16 protein-coding genes are annotated in these 17,821 nt (G+C 50.4%); 12 read left to right on the top strand and 4 right to left on the bottom strand.

Translation table 11 applies throughout. The features are described from left to right. Nucleotides 1-60: 60 nt before the first annotated feature. From EVJ34_RS02705 to EVJ34_RS02695, 3 genes are all read left to right on the top strand, one after another. Complete coding sequence (locus tag EVJ34_RS02705; protein WP_236636619.1) at nt 61-870, top strand: BsuPI-related putative proteinase inhibitor; 810 nt, start codon at nt 61-63, stop codon at nt 868-870. A 117-nt stretch (nt 871-987) separates the two neighbouring features. Further along, entirely contained in the window at nt 988-1,803 is an 816-nt protein-coding gene (gene nadE / locus EVJ34_RS02700) for an ammonia-dependent NAD(+) synthetase (protein WP_131484628.1), read from the top strand. A gap of 34 nt (nt 1,804-1,837) precedes the next feature. Continuing rightward, entirely contained in the window at nt 1,838-2,704 is an 867-nt protein-coding gene (locus EVJ34_RS02695; protein WP_131484627.1) for a PhzF family phenazine biosynthesis protein, read from the top strand. A 249-nt stretch (nt 2,705-2,953) separates the two neighbouring features. Here EVJ34_RS02695 and EVJ34_RS02690 read toward each other — a convergent pair whose 3' ends face one another. Continuing rightward, nucleotides 2,954-3,343, bottom strand: a complete 390-nt coding sequence (locus tag EVJ34_RS02690; RefSeq protein WP_131433706.1) for a disulfide bond formation protein B — start codon at nt 3,341-3,343, stop codon at nt 2,954-2,956. A 110-nt stretch (nt 3,344-3,453) separates the two neighbouring features. Between EVJ34_RS02690 and EVJ34_RS02685 the strand changes: the two genes are divergently transcribed. The 5 genes from EVJ34_RS02685 to EVJ34_RS02665 all read left to right on the top strand — a co-directional run bounded on the left by EVJ34_RS02685 (nt 3,454) and on the right by EVJ34_RS02665 (nt 8,924). Continuing rightward, a complete protein-coding gene (locus EVJ34_RS02685; protein WP_131433708.1) occupies nt 3,454-4,332 on the top strand; it encodes a transcriptional regulator CcpC in 879 nt (292 codons plus the stop codon). Further along, nucleotides 4,329-5,450, top strand: coding sequence for an N-acetyldiaminopimelate deacetylase (locus tag EVJ34_RS02680; protein WP_131433710.1), 1,122 nt, complete (start codon nt 4,329-4,331; stop codon nt 5,448-5,450). Before EVJ34_RS02685 ends, EVJ34_RS02680 begins: the two co-directional genes overlap by 4 nt. A gap of 269 nt (nt 5,451-5,719) precedes the next feature. After that, the gene (locus EVJ34_RS02675; protein WP_131484626.1) at nt 5,720-7,108 is read left to right on the top strand and encodes a cytochrome ubiquinol oxidase subunit I; all 1,389 of its coding nucleotides are present in this window, start codon (nt 5,720-5,722) and stop codon (nt 7,106-7,108) included. A 14-nt stretch (nt 7,109-7,122) separates the two neighbouring features. Beyond that, a complete protein-coding gene (locus EVJ34_RS02670; RefSeq protein WP_131433714.1) occupies nt 7,123-8,154 on the top strand; it encodes a cytochrome d ubiquinol oxidase subunit II in 1,032 nt (343 codons plus the stop codon). A gap of 107 nt (nt 8,155-8,261) precedes the next feature. Beyond that, complete coding sequence (locus tag EVJ34_RS02665; protein WP_131433716.1) at nt 8,262-8,924, top strand: potassium channel family protein; 663 nt, start codon at nt 8,262-8,264, stop codon at nt 8,922-8,924. A gap of 30 nt (nt 8,925-8,954) precedes the next feature. Here the strand turns inward: EVJ34_RS02665 and EVJ34_RS02660 are convergent, their stop codons facing one another. After that, complete coding sequence (locus EVJ34_RS02660) at nt 8,955-9,731, bottom strand: Cof-type HAD-IIB family hydrolase (RefSeq protein WP_131433718.1); 777 nt, start codon at nt 9,729-9,731, stop codon at nt 8,955-8,957. A 222-nt stretch (nt 9,732-9,953) separates the two neighbouring features. Here EVJ34_RS02660 and rnjA point away from each other — a divergent pair, with 222 nt between their 5' ends. Together rnjA and EVJ34_RS02650 are read left to right on the top strand one after the other, a co-directional pair. Next, on the top strand, nt 9,954-11,621 hold the full coding sequence (gene rnjA / locus EVJ34_RS02655) for a ribonuclease J1 (RefSeq protein WP_131433720.1): 1,668 nt from the start codon (nt 9,954-9,956) through the stop codon (nt 11,619-11,621). Between the two features lie 67 nt (nt 11,622-11,688). Further along, nucleotides 11,689-13,146: a phospholipase D family protein gene (locus EVJ34_RS02650; RefSeq protein ID WP_131484625.1), complete on the top strand. Its 1,458-nt coding sequence runs from the start codon at nt 11,689-11,691 to the stop codon at nt 13,144-13,146. Nucleotides 13,147-13,237: 91 nt separating this feature from the next. Here EVJ34_RS02650 and EVJ34_RS02645 read toward each other — a convergent pair whose 3' ends face one another. Then, nucleotides 13,238-14,863, bottom strand: coding sequence for an alpha/beta hydrolase (locus EVJ34_RS02645; RefSeq protein WP_131484624.1), 1,626 nt, complete (start codon nt 14,861-14,863; stop codon nt 13,238-13,240). A gap of 1 nt (nt 14,864) precedes the next feature. Then, nucleotides 14,865-15,404 carry a peptide deformylase gene (gene def / locus EVJ34_RS02640; RefSeq protein ID WP_131484623.1) on the bottom strand — a complete coding sequence of 180 codons (540 nt, stop codon included), beginning with the start codon at nt 15,402-15,404 and terminating at the stop codon, nt 14,865-14,867. Nucleotides 15,405-15,734: 330 nt separating this feature from the next. Here def and pdhA point away from each other — a divergent pair, with 330 nt between their 5' ends. Together pdhA and EVJ34_RS02630 are read left to right on the top strand one after the other, a co-directional pair. After that, nucleotides 15,735-16,820, top strand: a complete 1,086-nt coding sequence (gene pdhA, locus EVJ34_RS02635) for a pyruvate dehydrogenase (acetyl-transferring) E1 component subunit alpha (RefSeq protein WP_131433727.1) — start codon at nt 15,735-15,737, stop codon at nt 16,818-16,820. A gap of 3 nt (nt 16,821-16,823) precedes the next feature. Continuing rightward, on the top strand, nt 16,824-17,801 hold the full coding sequence (locus EVJ34_RS02630; RefSeq protein ID WP_131433729.1) for an alpha-ketoacid dehydrogenase subunit beta: 978 nt from the start codon (nt 16,824-16,826) through the stop codon (nt 17,799-17,801). The last annotated feature ends 20 nt before the right edge of the window (nt 17,802-17,821 follow it).

The following is a 17,821-nucleotide window of genomic DNA, read 5'->3' as shown; positions in this document are numbered from 1 at the left end:
CACGAACGTTTACACTAGTGCTATAGACGTTTTTTTATTTTTCAGAGGAGAGTGGGATACGTGAAGAAAACTTGGTTATTGGCCCTCGTCACAGCAATGATGTTGATTGTGGCGGCGTGCAGCAAAGAAGAAGCAAAACCGAGCGATGTGGACGACACAGCGTCGACACCGCCTGCTTTATTGACGCTCGATACGGACGTAAGCTATGACGCCGATTCGAAACAATTGTCTGCGACGGTAGCAATGACAAATCCGAACGAAGAGCCCGTCAAAGTAACGTTCAACTCGTCACAACGTTTCCAAATGACGGTGATGAATGATGAGACGACCGTCTTTGATTACGGCAGCGAATATATGTTCACGGAATCAATTATCGAAGAGACGTGGGCACCAGGAGAGAAGAAAGTGTTCGATGAAGTATTCCCACTCACGCTCGAAGCCGGGGACTATACAGTCGATTTCGTCGGACTGGCCCAAGTTGACGGGGCGCCTGAAATGGCGGTCACGGATCAACAGACATTGACGGTCGAAGCGGTCGAGACACCGACGGAAGAAGAACCGACCGAAGAACCGGGTGAGGAACCGAGTGACCAACCGAGTGACCAACCTGCACAATCGAACGGTGCGTTCCGCGATGTTGCCATCAAAGTAAACGGTAACACGATTGATGTGTCTGGCTACACGGATGTCGAAGAGTTTGAGTGGAGCGTGTCTGACGGTCATAACCTTTATGCCCAGGGAGCGGCAGAAGTGACGAGCGGCGGCTTTACGTTTGGCGTCCTATTGGACGAAGAGCCACCTGCTGGGAAGTCACTGTTCTTGGAGATGACACCGATCGGCGGAGACGTCTCTTCGTTCCGCATCCAATAATCGAACGGCGGAAACTGAGGTTTCCGTCGTTTTGTTTCGTGAATGAAACAAGTTGACGGCATTCACAGATTGTCAGACAATTAGGCAAACTGATACTTGATAGGGAGGAAGTTGAGAATGCAACAACATATTATCGATTCGACACACGTCAAACCATCCATCAATCCAGCCGAGGAGATTCGTCGCCGAATCGACTTTTTGAAGGCTTATGTCAAACGGGCAGGCTCGAAGGGGCTCGTCCTCGGAATCTCTGGCGGACAGGATTCGTCACTTGCGGGTAAACTCTGTCAGCAAGCGATAGAAGAATTACGTGAAGAGACGGGCGCCGACTATACGTTCTACGCCGTTCGTCTTCCTTATGGCGAGCAGCATGACGAAGATGATGCCAAACGCGCCCTCGAGTTCATCCGCCCGGACAAGACGTTCACGGTCAACGTGAAGCCGGCGGTCGACGCCTCGGGTGAAGCGTTCAAACAAGCGACTGGACTTGAGCTCGGAGACTTCCATAAAGGGAACACGAAAGCGCGCGAGCGGATGAAAGTCCAATACGACATCGCGGCCACGTTCGGCGCCCTCGTCGTCGGCACGGACCACGCTGCCGAATATGTGACCGGTTTTTACACGAAACACGGGGACGGGGCTGCCGACTTGACGCCGCTCACTGGACTGAACAAGCGCCAAGGCAAAGCGTTGCTCCATGAACTCGAAGCCCATGAGAGCTTGATTTATAAAGTGCCGACGGCCGACTTGGAAGATGACAAGCCAGGACTCCCGGACGAGGTCGCCCTCGGGATGACGTATGATCAGCTCGATGATTACTTAGAAGGGAAATCGGTAGACCCGGCCATCGCCGAACGGATCGAGACGATTTTCAAGCGGTCGCGCCATAAACACCATATGCCGGCCTCGCTCTATGATGAGTGGTGGCAATGATTTGATCATTATGTATGATTAAGGAGAGGGAATGATGTCTATTGATGTATATGTCGTCCATGCCTTTTCAAAAGACGGGGTAGGAGGAAATGCTGCCGGGGTCGTACTAGACGCAGACGTACTGACCGAATCAGAAATGAAACGGATTGCTAAAGATGTCGGCTTCAGTGAGACCGCATTTGTAAGTCATTCGAACTGTGCGGATGTCCGTATACGTTTTTTCACGCCTGAAGAGGAAGTCGATCTCTGTGGTCATGCGACAATCGCTGCGTTTCATGTGTTGAAGGAACGAGATCTTCTCGGGAGCGGACGATTTACGCAAGAAACGAAAGCGGGCGTGCTAGAAGTTGAGATACGAGATGATTTGACAATCATGATGCAACAACGACTTCCGGAATTCTTCCCTGTGACAGACCAGCAAGAAATTGCTGACTCGCTAAAAGTCCCACTTGAATCATTGGATGACCGCCTCCCCATTCAGATCGGTTTCACTGGACTGCGAGACGTATTGATTCCCATCAAATCGCTAACTGAATTATTATCAATTCGAGCGGATTTTCAAAAAGTGCGAGAAGTTAGTCAACGATATGATGTGGTTGGTTATCACCTCTTCACACTTGAAACGCTGGGAGATGCTACTGCTCACACTCGCAATTTTGCGCCGTTATATGGAATTGATGAAGAGTCTGCCACAGGAACGTCTAACGGGGCGTTAGCGTGTTATCTTTTTCAACAAAATATTGTTCCTAGGAATACGCTTCGATTTGTCATGGAGCAAGGGTATGTAATGGAACTTCAGTCAGAAGTCGTAGTGGAACTGACCGCAATGGGAGAGGATATCACTCAAGTAAAAGTTGGAGGGAAGGCAACTTTGCTGAGAGTAAATCATATGATTCTTTAAGAAACCTAAAAAAAAGAGTCAGCGCTCGTTTACAGTCTGAGAACCAGTCAAGGCACTGGTTCTTTTTTTATGGGTACCTTCCGAGATGTCGTCCATGCTTTCACGCACGAATTCGGGAGCCGCGCGACGGATCGCGGAGGCATTCGTAGTATAAAGGCATGGCCATAAAAAACACCCCATAAAAGTTGGATTTTCATGTCCAACTTTTATGGGGCAGTTCATTAGACCGGTTCTTTTGTGTATCATGGATTATCGCTTCGAGCGTGTCGGTACAAATTGGATGAGCAAAATGAGGGTGAACGCGATCAAGCTGAGCAGCGGGATCGTGAGGAACCCGAAGTAGTTTACCCAACGAATCAAGCAGTCGTTGCTACAGAACGCGTCGCCGTTCGGGATCCGTTCGAGAATGACGTGATAGAGTGCGATGGCCCAACCCGCCCCGGCCATGAGACCGACGAACAGTTTGTTCACGGACCGGTTCGAAAGGAGCACGGTCAAGTAATAGATGGCGAGCGGATACATAAATATGCGTTGGAACCAACATAACTTACATGGCACGTACAGCATGATTTCTGAGAAATAAAGACTGCCGAGTGTCGCGACGGTGGCGACAATAAAGGCAAAATGATGACGTTGCATGGGATTTCCTCCTGACGATTCAAAACTAATCGACAAACGTGATATGATACAGTGAAGCAATAACGTATCTAGTATACAGTCTTTGAAACGATAGAGAAACAGGTGACGTCATGCAAGTATCAGAAGTGGAAGTGTTGATCGTGCTCGCCGAAGAGTTGAACATGCGTAAAGCAGCGGAGCGGTTATTCGTCTCCCAGCCCGCGCTCAGCCAACGTCTTGTCACGATTGAGCACCAATGGGGTAAAAAAATATTCGTCCGCTCGACGCGCGGGCTCGCGCTCACGCCAGACGGTGAAAAAATCATCGATTTTGCGAAGAAGATGTACAGTGAAGAACAAGAACTTCGAGGCGAGTTGACGGCGCAACAAGGCGAGGTGTACGGTACGCTTAAAATTGCCGTTGCGTCGATTATGGGACAATACTGGCTACCGCGCGTGTTGAAACGATTCGTCGAGCGCTATCCGTCGGTCCGGGTCAAGCTCGTGACGGGCTGGTCTAGCGAGATGATGCGCTATATGCTAGAAGAAAATTTTCATATCGGTATTATCCGGGGAAACCCTGACTGGCGAGGCGAGAAGATGAAACTGTTCTCAGATTCGCTCCACTTGGTCGACTTGCGGATGACCGATTTAAAGCAATTAAAAAATAACGAACGTTCGTTCATTCAATTCAAGAGCGACTCGACATATTATCAAGAGATTCTCGAGTGGTGGCAAGAGCGTTTCTCGAGCCCGCCGCTCACGACGCTCGTCGTCGACCAAATTGAGACGTGCAAACAGATGGCACTCCATGGAATCGGTTTTGCGATTTTGCCGGAGTCGACGATTCGCGATGTTGAGGCGATCAATAAGATTCCGCTCACCTCGTCGAACGGCACGCCGCTCGTCCGAGATACGTGGATGTTGTCGACCGAATCGATGCTTGAGTTGGCGCAAGTGAAGGCGTTTTGGGAAATCGTGGATGAAGTGACAAAGGAGAGTGTGGAATGAGTTGGGCAATTGAAGCAAGACGTCAGTTACATTTGATTCCTGAACGAGGTTACGAAGAGTTTAAAACACAAGCGACGCTTGAGGAGCTGATTCGTTCTTTGAACTCGCCTCGGGTTCACATTTCGCACTGGCGCACCGGACTGTTCGTCCGCATCGACGGTCTTGTGGGTGAGAAGACGATTGGATACCGAGCCGACATGGATGGTTTGCCAATCATGGAAGAGACGGGCCTCGAGTTCGCCTCCGTCCATGAGGGAATGATGCACGCCTGTGGTCACGACGTTCACATGGCGATCGCCCTCGGTTTGATTAAACGTGCCGTCGAAGAGCCACTCGATCATGACCTCGTCATCTTTTTCCAACCGGCCGAAGAGGGTCCGGGTGGCGCCGAGCCGATGGCCATGTCGGAACTGTTCTATCATTTCCGTCCCGACGCGATGTTCGGCCTTCATGTCGCTCCGGAATACCCGGTCGGCACGATTGCGTCACGTCCAGGTGTGTTATTCGCGAGTGCGCGGGAGTTGCATCTAACGATTCACGGAAAAGGCGGGCACGGAGCTTTCCCACATGCCGGGATTGACGCCGTGATCGTCCAAGCTGCATTGATCATGCAACTTCAGACGATCGTCTCGCGTAACATCGATCCGATGGGCAGTGCAGTCATCTCGATCGGCAAGGTCACGGCCGGAACGAAAGAGAACATCATCGCGGATACGGCGAAACTTGACGGGACGATTCGCGCGTTATCGGATAAGGAAATGGTCGTGCTCGAGGGACGCATCCGCCAAATCATCGCTGGGGTGGAAATGACGTATAACGTTCAAATCGACCTCGAGTTCGGCAATCGCTATCATGAGGTCGTCAATGATGAACGCTATTTATTCCAGTTTGAAGAAGTGGTCGAAGAAGTCGGGTATTCATACAAGACGTGTGTTCCGGCCATGACTGGGGAAGATTTTGGCTACATGTTGAAACAAGTACCGGGGTTTATGGTCTGGCTCGGCGTGAACGATATGGGCTCAGGGCTCCATCAGTCGACGCTCAACCCGGATGAGCGGGCAATTGATGTTGCGATCGAGCTGTTCGACCAGTTCTTTAGAACGGCAATCATTAAATGAAGTGGGCGGGCACAACGGTGTCCGCTTTTTTGTGCGGAATGTGTCGGATTGTGCATAAACGGTTAAGGATTCGGGAAATAAATAAGACTTGTAAAGCGTCGATATTGTTAAGCATGCTCAAATGTGAACATTTTGCGAACTCAAGCATTGAGACATTACAGCGCTATATAAAATCATTATGATAAGGGTATCCAAGGGAAATCATCTGTGATGTTGCGCAATAGACATTGGTTTTAAAGCGCTAGAGAGAGATAGGAGGTAATCAATAGATGTTTCAAGATCCTGTCCTGATGAGCCGGGCGTTAACGGCACTCACGTTGGGTTTCCACGTGATTTTTGCCACAATCGGCGTCGGGGTTCCATTACTCATTTTATTGGCAGAGTTTTTAGGTATTAAAAAGAAAGATCCGAAATATACCTTGATGGCCCGTCGGTGGTCACGGGGTTATGTTGTCACCGTAGCGGTCGGTGTCGTGACAGGTACGGCAATCGGGCTCCAGCTGTCCTTGCTTTGGCCGAACCTGATGCGGGTCGCCGGTCAAACGATCGCCCTTCCATTGTTCATGGAAACGTTCGCTTTCTTCTTTGAAGCAATCTTCCTCGGGATTTATTTGTACACGTGGGATCGTTTCAAAAATCCGTGGCACCATATGCTCGTCGGAATTCCGGTCGCGGTCGGTGCCTTGTTCTCAGGTTTCTTTATTACGACTGTGAACAGTTTCATGAACCAGCCGGTCGGGTTTGATATCGTTGACGGACAGCTTGCCAACGTGAGCCCGCTCGAGGCGATGTTCAGTCCGGCGATGCCAACGAAGATGGCACACGTTTTGACGTCGGCGATCTTGACGTCAGCGTTCATTCTAGCAGCGATCGCGGCCGTCCAGTTGCTCCGTCAACGTCGGAATCAACTCGACAAGCTGTCGATTGAGTATCATAAAAAAGGTCTTCGCTTGACGATGACCGTCGCACTCATCTTTGCGATTGCGACTGCTCTCGTCGGGGACTTCTCAGGTAAATACTTGGCGAAGTATCAGCCGGACAAATTGGCGGCTGCGGAATGGCACTTTGAGACCTCCTCAGAAGCCGAGCTCATCTTGGGCGGTTGGCTCGAGGAAGATGGGGAAGGCGGTTACGAAGTACGTGGCGCCTTGAAGATCCCGTATGCATTGTCCATCTTAGCGGGCGGTGTACCGAACTACGAGGTGACAGGTCTTGATGAATTCGCGAAAGAAGATCAGCCACCTCTATTCATCCACTATCTGTTTGATGCGATGGTCGGAATTGGGATGCTCCTCGCACTGATTTCGTTCTTGTTCGTTCTCGGACGCTATATCAAGCGACTGCCTCAATTCAGTAAACCGATGCTTATCGCCATCGCAGCGGGTGGCCCGCTGGCGATGATGGCCATCGAGTTCGGTTGGTTCTTCGCTGAGTTCGGTCGCCAGCCTTGGGCGCTTTACGATTTGATGCGCACGAGTGAGGCGGCGACGACATCAGCGAACGTCGGTTGGATGCTTATCGCCTTTGCGATCCTGTATGCAGTTCTTGGCGTGGTCACGGTACTCGTCTTGACTCGTCTGTTCAAGGACAACCCAGTAGGGAAAGAACTAAAACAATCGGAGCATCGCGGTGAAGCGATGTTCGCGGATGAAGTGTGATCGGAGGGTATGATATGCAGATTCAAGAACTAGGGATTGCCGTATTATGGACGTTTCTATACGGCTATCTTATCGTCGCATCGATTGATTTCGGTGCCGGCTTCTTCGCTTTCTATAGTAAGTACACGAAGCGGGACCACATGATCAACCGTCTGATTGCACGGTATTTGTCGCCGACATGGGAAGTGACGAACGTCTTCTTCGTCTTCTTCTTCGTCGGGATTGTCGGGTTCTTCCCGGATACGGCTTACTATTACGGGACAGCACTTCTCGTGCCGGCTTCGGTCGTATTGATTTTGTTGGCGATTCGCGGAAGTTTCTACGCATTCGCCAACTACGGTTCAAAAGAGAGCACGCTTTACATGTTCTTGTATGGGGCGACCGGCTTATTGATTCCGGCCTCGATGTCGACCGTGCTCACGGTCAGTCAAGGCGGGTTCATCAACGAGACCGAGTCGGGCGTCTTCTTTGATGGCATGAAGTTGTTCACCAACTTCTACTCATGGACCGTAGTCTTCTTGGCAATCGTGTCGGTACTCTACATCAGTGCCATGTTCCTGTTGTTTTACGCGGACAAGGCGCGTGATGTTCAAGCGGTTCCGCTCGTTCGGAAATGGGCCTTGTTCTGGAGCGTGCCGACGATTATCGCGTCGGGCCTCGTCTTCTTCGGGTTGAAATCGCAGGCGGCTTGGCATTATGAGAGTATTTTGGCAGGCAACTGGTGGTGGTTCGCCGCAAGTTTCATCTTCTTCATTGTAGCGGTCTCATTCGTCTACTTGAAGCGGAACTACGGCCTCGCGTTCTTGATGGTCATGGGTCAATTCTTTATGGCCTGGTTCGGATATGGCTATACGCACTTGCCGTATATCCTCTATCCGTACATCGACATCAACGGAAGCGTCGTCAACGAATCGATGGCGGTCGCACTCGTCGTCGTCTTCATCCTCGGATTGCTCCTTCTCGTACCGGCGCTGTATCTCTTGCTTCGCCTGTTCTTGTTCGACAATGACTATGTACGCGGAAAGCGTTCGAGTGGTAAAGCGTAAGACCGGATGATTCCGGTCTTTTTTTGTATAGTTTTTTTGAAGGGAATCGGTTACACTGTACGAAGAATCGGGAACAGAAACAGCGTAGGAAAGGGATGTATGAAATTATGACAGGTGAATTTGCAGTCATCGGATTAGGACGGTTTGGCGGTTCGATCGTACGTGAACTGTCTTCGAACGGGTATGACGTGTTGGCCATCGATGCCGATGAAGAACGTGTTAACGAGTTTATGGGACTGGCCACGCACGCGGTCATTGCGGATACGACAGATGAGAACGTGTTGAAGAGTCTCGGAATTCGTAACTTCGAGCACGTCATCGTAGCGATTGGGGAGAATATTCAAGCCTCGATTTTGACGACGCTCATTTTGAAAGAGCTCGGTGTTCAAATCATTACCGTCAAGGCGACGAACGATTATCACGAGAAAGTGTTGCGTCGTATCGGAGCCGATAACATCGTCCACCCGGAACGTGACATGGGTGTCCGGATTGCGAACGGGTTGATGAGTCAAAGCATCCTCGACTACCTCGAACTCTCGAACGAGCACTCGATCGTTGAAATCAAAGCGTCGGATAAGCTGTCGAACAAGTCGCTCATCGACTTGGACCTTCGTGCTAAATATGGTGTCAACATCGTTGCCGTACGTCGCGATGACGACGTCATCATCTCTCCTCAAGCCGACGAGATGATTTTGCCAGAAGATATTTTGATCATCATTGGGAAAGATACTGACTTGGATCGACTCGAACGTACACTTCGGTCCAGATAAAAACGAGAGGCGCACGCCTCTCGTTTTTGATTAGATGAGCTTCATTTGTTTTAAGCCATACTCGATGCCATCCTCGAGAATCGACTTCGTCACGAAGTCGGCGACTTCTTTCGCTTCGGCCCGGGCGTTACCCATCGCGATACCGGTCCCGACGTATTCGAGCATCGCCAAGTCATTTAATGCGTCACCGAACGCATACGTGTTTTCGAGCCGATAGCCGTTCGCCTCGATGAAGTGGCGGATGCCGTCGGCCTTGCTCGCACCACGATTGATGACGTCCATGGCGTGCGGGTGCCAACGGATGAAATCAAATTCTCCGTAAGCGTTCAAATAGTGATGCTCTTCTTCTGGTGTACAGTACAGTAACGTCTGATAGACGGCTTGTTCGATATGGAAGTTCGGTTCATAGGTCGGGATTGGCATCTCGAGCTCACCGAGCGACTGCTCGACAATCGGATCGTTCACTTTCGTCGCACCACCTCGGTCTTGACCGAGATAAACGAGCGTATGGTCATTCGAGCCGGCGTGCGTGGTCAGGCGATGAAGGGCATCTGTCGGTAAGGCGTTCCGGTAGACGACCTCGCCCTGATGGACGACGATTTGTCCGTTGTAACAAACAAAGCTCTCAATCCCGACTTGCGCTGGGATATCCGACAACATCGCCGGACCTCGTCCGGTCGCGATAAACGTCTCGACGCCGTTCGCGCGAAGTTGTTCAATCGCTTTGATTGTCGAAGGGGGGATGTATGACCCTTCGTGGAGCAATGTCCCATCGATATCAAAAAACACTACTTTCTGATCTTCCATTGTTCGTCACCATGCTTTCTCTGTCTTTTATGAAGTCAGTTATATACTAAAAAGCATAACATGAAATCGAGAAACCGCCCTCAATCTAACGTCATTAGTGAAATATTGTCACAATATAAGCTATAATGAAGAAAGAATCTTACGGAGACATAATTTTTATGGCGAGAATCACTTATGTATCACATAGATGAACATCAACTACTTGTAGTAAGGAGAGATTAAATGAAGTTTGTAAAGAACCACCAAACAGCTGTGTTCGCACTAGGCGGACTCGGAGAAATCGGAAAGAACACGTACGTCGTTCAATTCCAAGATGAGATTATTGTCATCGATGCGGGCGTCATGTTCCCGGAGGATGACTTGCTTGGAATCGATTACGTGATCCCTGATTACTCATACTTGATCAAAAACAAGGATAAAGTCAAAGGGGTGTTCATCACCCACGGCCACGAAGACCATATCGGGGGCATCCCGTTCTTGTTGAAACAAGTGAAATTGCCGATTTACGCGACGAAACTCGCGCTCGGTTTGATTAAAGTGAAGCTAGAAGAGCATGGATTGCTCCGAGAAGCGGAACTCCATGAAATCGACGAGGACACGATTGTCAAATTCCGTAAGACGAGCATCTCGTTCTTCCGGACGACTCACTCGATCCCGAACTCACTCGGCGTCGTCGTCAAGACGCCGCAAGGAAACATCGTCCACACGGGCGATTTCAAATTCGATTTCACACCGGTCGGCGAACCAGCTGACATCGCGAAGATGGCAGACATCGGAAAAGAAGGCGTGCTTTGCCTCTTGTCCGACTCGACGAACGCAGAGGTCGAAGGTTTCACGATGAGTGAGAAGGTCGTAGGCGGGACGATCAGCGAGACGTTCCGGAAATCAGAAGGCCGCATCATCTTCGCCACGTTCGCCTCGAACATTTATCGTCTGCAACAAGTCGTCGATGCATGTGCCGAGACGGGTCGCCATTTGGCCATCTTCGGTCGCTCGATGGACAAGGTCATGACGATCGGGCAAGAACTCGGTTTCATCAACGTGCCAAAAGGGATGATCATCGAAGCGAATCAAATGCGCAACTATGAGCCGCACGAAGTAGCCATCCTTTGTACCGGTTCGCAAGGGGAGCCGATGGCAGCGCTTAGCCGCATCGCCAACGGGACGCATCGCCAAGTGTCGATTATTCCCGGCGATACGGTCATCTTCTCGTCGTCACCGATTCCGGGGAACGCCATCTCGGTCGGGAAGACAATCGATCAACTGTATAAAGCCGGCGCTGACGTCGTCTATGGTAAATTGTCGAATATCCATACGTCAGGTCACGGTTCGCAACAAGAGCAATTGCTCATGATTCGTTTACTCAATCCGAAATTCTTCATGCCGATTCACGGTGAATATCGTATGTTAGTGAAACATGCCGAACTCGCAGAATCGGTCGGTATCCCGAAAGAGAACAGTTTCATCATGGATAACGGGGAAGTGCTCGCGGTTGACGCCGATTCGGCGGCCATCACTGGCAAAATCTCAGCCAATGCAGTATATGTGGACGGGAACGGCATCGGGGACATCGGCAATATCGTCTTGCGCGATCGCCGAATCCTTTCTGAAGATGGACTCGTCGTCGTCGTCATCAGCATCGACGGCAAGACGCGCAAGCTCGTCTCAGGTCCTGATATCATTTCACGCGGTTTCGTCTACATGCGTGAATCGGGCAGCTTGATTCGTGACGGTGAGCGGTTGCTCAAGAAGACGGTCGAACAAGGATTGTCGAACAAGCAGATGAAGTGGTCGGAGATGAAACAACTCGTCTCGGACACGCTCACGCCATACTTGGCACAAAAAACACGAAGACACCCAATGGTTCTTCCGATTATCATGGAAGTATGAACGAGCGGGCTGTAGGTGACTACAGTCCGTTTTTTTAGAGGGCTATACTATAAGGAGATGGTGCCGAATGGAACGACCGAAACGAAAGAAGGGATGGCTGAAGTGGGGTCTTGCCGCGTTTGCCTTACTTTTCCTCATCACGATGATTTACCATCAAGTCAAGCCGCTACCGGAAGGTGTATCACGCGCGTCGGACCCGGTCGCGATTTCAGACGACCAAATCGATTTTTTATCTGATTTGACGTATCAAGGCGAAGATACCGAAATCAATGAGCAAGAGATTTTTCAAGATGTCGAGCGGTCAATCCGTGAGGCTCGGGAATATATCGTCATGGACTTTTTCTTATTTAATCCGTATTCGAACGAAGACCGTCAGTATCCCGACATCACGTCCCGTCTGTCGTCGGCCTTGCTAGAACAGATGGAGGCCTATCCGGACTTGGACGTCGTCTTGATCACCGATGAAATCAATACGACGTATAACGGTCACGCGTCCGATCATTTGGACGTATTAAAAGAAGCGGGCGCCGAGATTGTCTACACGAACCTCGATGCGCTGCGGGACCCGAATATCTTGTACTCGACGTTGTATCGCATCGGTTTCCAATGGTTCGGGGACAGCCAGAACGGTTGGTTGCCGAACCCGATGGCTAAGTCGGCCCCAGAGATCACGATTCGATCGTATTTACGGCTCTTGAACGTGAAAGCGAACCACCGTAAAGTGATGGTGACCGAGAATGAAGGGTTCGTCTTATCGGCCAATCCACACGATGCGAGTGGCTACCATTCGAACGTCGGTGTCCGGCTGAATGGACCGATTCTAGCTGACATCCTTGAAGGGGAGGAAGCCATCGCCACGTTCTCGAAAGGGGACGCCAAACGCTTCCCGAACGAGGAGAAGCTCGAGAGTTTACGGGAGGAGCCATCATCCGGTCCGATGCAAATTCGCTACGTGACGGAATCCAAGATTCAAGAAGCGGTTGTCGGGGCGATGGAAGAAGCGAAACCCGGTGAAACGATTTGGATTGGCATGTTTTACTTGGCCGACCGTAATATCATTCAAGCAATCCATGAGACTGCTGAGCGTGGTGTATTCGTCAAGCTGATTCTCGACCCGAACACGAACGCATTCGGGCGTGATAAGTCGGGCTTGCCGAACTTGCCGGTCGCGGCGGAGTTGAACACGGTGAATCCCGAGCAAATCGAGATTCGTTGGTACGAAGTCGGCAAAGAACAGTACCATCCGAAGATGCTCTATGTGGAAGGAGACCGTCGCGTCGTCGTCATGGGGTCAGGGAACTATACGACCCGTAACATGAACGACTATAACCTCGAAGCGGACGTTGAAGTTGTCACGACGACGGAGACAGAATTCATCCGCGAAGTCGATGGCTACTTCAAACGACTTTGGAACAACGAGCAAAGGACATATACGCTCGCTTACGATGAGATTCAGACCGATTTACCAATCGGGAAGTATTTGATTTATTGGCTCCAAAAGCTCACTTGGACGATGACGTATTAAAACAAAGCCCGCCTTTACGTGAAGGCGGGCTTGACTATGGGCTGACGATGTCCACGGAAAAGCCCGCTTCCTTTGAGAAGGCGGGCTTTGTTCAATTCGTTTCGACTGGATTGAATTCGTTTGAATACTCATACAAGAACTGACCGCTGTCCCGGAGGACGTCTGTCTTCCGATGGAGCGAGAAGTGATCGTACGGTACGGTTTCCGTCTCGATGTTATTCGTATACGTCTCAAGCAAGAGCGAACTCGCTGGCTCAATCAAGTTGAATTCGCCACCTCGGCCTGAGAAGGAGAACACCTGCACAGACCGCGGCCACGTCTCCAGCTTAGATTGGAACGCTTGCAGTCCGTCAGAAGTCGGGGACAGGTCACGAATAGCAGGACTACCCGTATTGATCCCGAAGTTGCTGGCGGATAAACCGAAGTTAGCGAGACGCGTACCGGCGAACGGGCTGTCATACGTCACGAACTTATCGACGATATATTCATCCTGATTCAAGATATAGTTTGCCGCCGCGACCCCGCCCATGCTGTGACCGACCAAGTACATACGGTCAAATGAACGATTCCGTTCATCTTTATAGCGTTCGATTGCGGCGTTCAGCCATTTTGTCTGATTGTTGAGCGACGCCTCGGAATCCTCATATTCGATGCGGACAATCGGTCTCATCGAATTATAATCATTGATCACGCAGTCGACCGCGCCTTTCGCCGTCACGGTACAGAGGGCTCCATCTTTGGCCAATCCGCGTTGCTCCATATATTGTGAGAAACGGAGAAACGTCCGATCTGTCCCAAGTAACCCGTGCACGGCGAACGTCGGGATGAACTCGTCCGTCTGGGCAGCTTGACGGATTGCTTCGGTCTGCCTTTCGGTCGTCAACTCTTCACGGATTGTCACGATAATCAGAGCGAGTGTCAAGACGAGGATCAATCCACCAAGGATACGGGAGCGGATGGATGTCTTGTCCGGATTGCCGACGTTTTTGCGGTACTTCTGCCAGACGAAGAAACCGACGAGGGCGAGGAAGACTGCGACGACGATCGTGAGGATCCATGCCTTGACGTTCGGTACGTGGGCGACGAGGGTCATGTTGTTCTGACGGCCGCCGTAAACTTGCCATTCGACCTGTTTCATCGAACGTACATCGAGGCCGGTGCCGTCTTCGACGAACACGCCGGTCGGTACGGTCAGATTGAAGCGGATATCGGCTTGACGGACATAGCGCTCGGCCAATTGTTTTGGTGAGCCGCTTAAGTTCACGCCGGGCAGATTGATGCGGTCGAGCCGAAGATCGAGATTCGTATTGAGCACATAAGAGTCGAACCAAATCCCGTCTTCTTTCTCGACGTCAAACTTCATGTCGGGCGGGACGAGAATGCCGGCCGGACCGGTTTTCCATTCTTCTTTAATGTTCTGCAGGTCATCGACATTGTCAAACGTCTTCTTCAGCACCATGCCCTCGTAATCGTCTTCACTAAAATAATCTCGTGTCGCATAGCCGTTCGCATTCGCTTGTTGTTTCCATGTATCCCAATCGAGCCGCAAATTGAGCAGCTTCATGACCGGATGGTCGCGGAACGCGTACGTCGTCTCTAACGTGACCGATTGGTCGTAATGGACGGTCGCATCATATTCGATACGAACACATCCGCCGATTAAAAGAAATAAAAATGGGAATAAGAACAACAGCGCCTTTTTTTTCAAACTCGTCACCTCAAATCGGCTCACCGTAAGTGTCTAACGGGTTGGTCGGATTGATGCGGTCGTAGAACAAGACCCCATCTAAATGATCGAGCTCATGCTGACAGACGATGGCGCGCATTCCACGGAGCCGCAATTTGACCGGGGCACCATCACGGTCAACCCCTTCAATCGTGATACGGCGATGGCGCGGGACGTTCCCTTTGACGACACGGTCGACGGAGAGACAGCCCTCACCGCCGTTTAAATATGTCTGCTCCACCGAATGGCTCGTGATTTTCGGATTGAAGATCGATAGTTTGAACGTCTCTTCTTCCTCATGGAGTAGGACCGTGAAGAAACGACGATTGACACCGAGCTGTGGTGCAGCGATGCCGACACCGCCGCGAAGTTCATACTTCGCGCTCATCTCTGGGTCTTGGCTGTTGACGAGGAACGTCTCCATCTCGTCGAGTAGCGCAACGTCTTCTGCCGTCGGTGGGACCGGGACCTCGATTGAACGGGTACGGAGCCGCTCGTCTCCTTCACGAATCACATCTTTCATCGTTAACATGCAAAACTTCCTTTCCAATGGCGATATGACTAATTATATCATATTTATTAGTCGTTTCGCCTAGATGGTACAGAAGGTGAAATGAAAATGATACAGAGCCGAAATGAAGAGAAAGATGTGGTCATGTAAGCGTTTTTATGGGGTGAGCATATTTTTTGCGTTATTATAACAACCCGTTTTATACTGACTAGGAAACGGCAGGATAAGTGCAACTTTCCTGAATCACGTTAATACAGATTGCTTTTTTGGACAGATACACTTAAGATTTGAGGTAGTGTTTGATCACAAAAAAGACAATTGTCTCATAGTTGAAAGGATGAGGTGAAACGAATGAACAACGTTCAGGTACTTCAAAACGTGGAAGAAAACTTCCAAACGTTCCGTATTCTCGACGAGAAGGGCGAGGTCGTCAACCAAGACGCAATGCCAGATGTAACGGACGAGCAACTTCAGGAGCTTATGCGCCGCATGGTCTATACACGAATCTGGGACCAACGTGCCATCTCGCTCAACCGTCAAGGACGCTTAGGTTTCTATGCGCCAGTGGCTGGTCAAGAAGCAACGATGATCGGGACGCAATATGCGCTCGACAAACAAGACTGGATTCTTCCAGGCTACCGTGATATCCCGCAACTCGTATTCCACGGACTTCCGCTTTATCAAGCGTTCTTGTTCTCACGTGGTCACGTCGCAGGTAACCGTATTCCTGAAGACGTCAACGTATTGATGCCGCAAATCATCATCGGCGCACAAATCATCCAAGCTGCGGGTGTGGCAATGGGCCTCAAACGCAACGGCAACACAAACGTCGCCATTACTTACACGGGTGACGGTGGTTCATCACAAGGTGACTTCTACGAAGGATTGAACTTCGCAGGTGCATTCAAATCACCAGCCATCTTCGTCGTTCAAAACAACCGCTTTGCGATCTCGACGCCAGTTGAGAAACAAACTGCAGCTAAAACGATCGCGCAAAAAGCTGTCGCAGCGGGTATCAACGGAATCCAAGTTGACGGAATGGACGTTCTTGCTGTCCTCGCCGCAACACAACAAGCGCGTAAAGATGCACTTGACGGAACTCCGACGCTCATCGAAGCACTCACATACCGTTACGGACCACATACGCTCGCAGGGGATGACCCAACGCGTTACCGTACAAAAGAACTAGATACAGAGTACCAAGAGAAAGATCCACTCGTTCGTTTCCGTCTTTTCCTCGAAGGCAAAAAGCTATGGAGCGAAGACATGGAAAACGAAGTCATCGAACAAGCGAAAGCAGACGTCAAAGAAGCGATCAGCCTCGCTGACAAAGAACCAAAACAAAAAGTTTCGGACTTCATCAACAACATGTTCGAAACACTTCCTTCAAACTTGAAAGAGCAGCTTGAAGAATATACAGCAAAGGAGTCGAAGTAAGTTATGGCTCAAATGACAATGATCCAAGCGATTACTGATGCGATGCGCGTTGAAATGAAGCGCGACGAGAAAGTACTTCTTTTCGGAGAAGACGTTGGTAAAAACGGTGGGGTTTTCCGTGCAACGGAAGGTCTCCAAGACGAGCTCGGCGAAGACCGCGTCTTCGACACACCGCTTGCTGAGTCTGGTATCGGTGGTCTTGCTATCGGTCTCGGTCTTACAGGCTTCCGTCCAATCATGGAAGTTCAATTCTTCGGATTCGTATTCGAAGTGTTCGACTCGATCGCAGCTCAAATGGCGCGTATGCGTTACCGTTCAGGCGGCGCTTACAGCCAGCCGATTACAATCCGTTCACCATTCGGTGGCGGTGTTAAAACACCAGAACTTCACGCGGATAGCCTTGAAGGCTTGATGGCTCAGACACCTGGTCTTAAAGTCGTCATTCCGTCAACGCCATACGATGCAAAAGGTCTTTTGATCTCTGCAATCCGTGACAACGACCCAGTCGTATTCCTCGAGCACATGAAACTTTATCGTTCATTCCGTGGCGAAGTTCCAGAAGGCGAATACACGATCGAGCTTGGAAAAGCAGACGTGAAACGCGAAGGAACTGACGTTTCGATCATCACTTACGGTGCAATGGTCCACACGTCACTCAAAGCGGCAGAAGAGCTCGAAAAAGAAAACATCAACGTCGAAGTCATCGACCTCATGACAGTAAGCCCACTTGATATCGAAACAATCGTCGAGTCTGTTAAAAAGACTGGCCGTGCGATCGTTGTTCAAGAAGCACAACGTCAAGCAGGGATTGCGGCTAACGTCGTAACTGAAATTCAAGAACGCGCAATTCTTCACCTCGAGGCACCAGTGCTTCGGGTAACTGCACCAGACACAGTCTTCGCTTTCGCACAAGGTGAAGATGCATGGTTACCTGACCATAAAGATGTCGTTGCAAAAGTTAAGGAAGTTATTAACTTCTGATCGTGTTCAAGTAACGATGA

It is taken from the genome of Exiguobacterium sp. SL-9, from assembly GCF_004336985.1.
Lineage (GTDB): Bacteria > Bacillota > Bacilli > Exiguobacteriales > Exiguobacteriaceae > Exiguobacterium.
This window is presented reverse-complemented; position numbering and strand designations above follow the sequence as displayed.

Excerpts from the sequence above, each read along its gene's own strand:
- nadE (WP_131484628.1), top strand. The coding sequence starts at position 988 with ATGCAACAACATATTATCGATTCGACACACGTCAAACCATCCATCAAT.
- EVJ34_RS02695 (WP_131484627.1), top strand. The coding sequence starts at position 1,838 with ATGTCTATTGATGTATATGTCGTCCATGCCTTTTCAAAAGACGGGGTA.
- EVJ34_RS02690 (WP_131433706.1), bottom strand. The coding sequence starts at position 3,343 with ATGCAACGTCATCATTTTGCCTTTATTGTCGCCACCGTCGCGACACTC.
- EVJ34_RS02685 (WP_131433708.1), top strand. The coding sequence starts at position 3,454 with ATGCAAGTATCAGAAGTGGAAGTGTTGATCGTGCTCGCCGAAGAGTTG.
- EVJ34_RS02680 (WP_131433710.1), top strand. The coding sequence starts at position 4,329 with ATGAGTTGGGCAATTGAAGCAAGACGTCAGTTACATTTGATTCCTGAA.
- EVJ34_RS02675 (WP_131484626.1), top strand. The coding sequence starts at position 5,720 with ATGTTTCAAGATCCTGTCCTGATGAGCCGGGCGTTAACGGCACTCACG.
- EVJ34_RS02670 (WP_131433714.1), top strand. The coding sequence starts at position 7,123 with ATGCAGATTCAAGAACTAGGGATTGCCGTATTATGGACGTTTCTATAC.
- EVJ34_RS02665 (WP_131433716.1), top strand. The coding sequence starts at position 8,262 with ATGACAGGTGAATTTGCAGTCATCGGATTAGGACGGTTTGGCGGTTCG.
- EVJ34_RS02660 (WP_131433718.1), bottom strand. The coding sequence starts at position 9,731 with ATGGAAGATCAGAAAGTAGTGTTTTTTGATATCGATGGGACATTGCTC.
- rnjA (WP_131433720.1), top strand. The coding sequence starts at position 9,954 with ATGAAGTTTGTAAAGAACCACCAAACAGCTGTGTTCGCACTAGGCGGA.
- EVJ34_RS02650 (WP_131484625.1), top strand. The coding sequence starts at position 11,689 with ATGGAACGACCGAAACGAAAGAAGGGATGGCTGAAGTGGGGTCTTGCC.
- def (WP_131484623.1), bottom strand. The coding sequence starts at position 15,404 with ATGTTAACGATGAAAGATGTGATTCGTGAAGGAGACGAGCGGCTCCGT.
- pdhA (WP_131433727.1), top strand. The coding sequence starts at position 15,735 with ATGAACAACGTTCAGGTACTTCAAAACGTGGAAGAAAACTTCCAAACG.
- EVJ34_RS02630 (WP_131433729.1), top strand. The coding sequence starts at position 16,824 with ATGGCTCAAATGACAATGATCCAAGCGATTACTGATGCGATGCGCGTT.